Annotated in this window: 1 protein-coding gene; it reads left to right on the top strand. The window is 65.1% G+C overall.

Translation table 11 applies throughout. The annotated features are described in order from the left end of the window. A partial coding sequence (locus FG154_RS20735; RefSeq protein WP_246100495.1) for a transposase occupies nt 1–520 on the top strand: 520 nt, incomplete at its 5' end. Between the last annotated feature and the right edge of the window lie 48 nt (nt 521–568).

Below are 568 nucleotides of genomic sequence, written 5' to 3'. Positions count from 1 at the left end.
AGATGGGATCTGTGACGCGGAAGACGTGGGAGGCCCGGGCGCGCGAACTTGCCGACGGAAACCCGGTCCTCGAGGGCATCGTGGACGCCATGTGCGGGTGCGAGCCCTGCTCCTTGACGAACTTGCCAGCCTCGACGGCCAGCTCATGGCACTCGCGAAGTCCGATCCCGTGACACGGCTGCTGATGACGACCCCGGGTGTGGGCGTGATCGTGGCGCTGACCTTCCGAAGTGCCGTCGATGACCCGGACCGCTTCCCACGCAGCAGGGATGTTGGCGCCTGGGCGGGACTGACCCCGCGAAGGTGGCAATCGGGCAAGACTGATATCGCCGGACGGATCACCAGGGCCGGTGATCCGCGGGTGCGCGTCATGCTCTTCGAGGCCGCGGCGAGCATTCTCGGGCGGGCGCGGGTCATGTCGCCCTTGACGTCCTGGGGTTTGAGGATCGCGAAACGGAGATCGATGAAGAAGGCGATCGTTGCCGTGAGCCGCAAGCTCGCAACGATCCTGCTGTGTTGATTTCCACGCAGAACTGACCCGGGAGGGCGCGTAGTTTCCACTGAGATT

Origin of the sequence: Cereibacter sediminicola (assembly GCF_007668225.1) — a bacterium.
Taxonomy (GTDB): Bacteria; Pseudomonadota; Alphaproteobacteria; order Rhodobacterales; family Rhodobacteraceae; genus Cereibacter_A; species Cereibacter_A azotoformans.
This window is presented reverse-complemented; position numbering and strand designations above follow the sequence as displayed.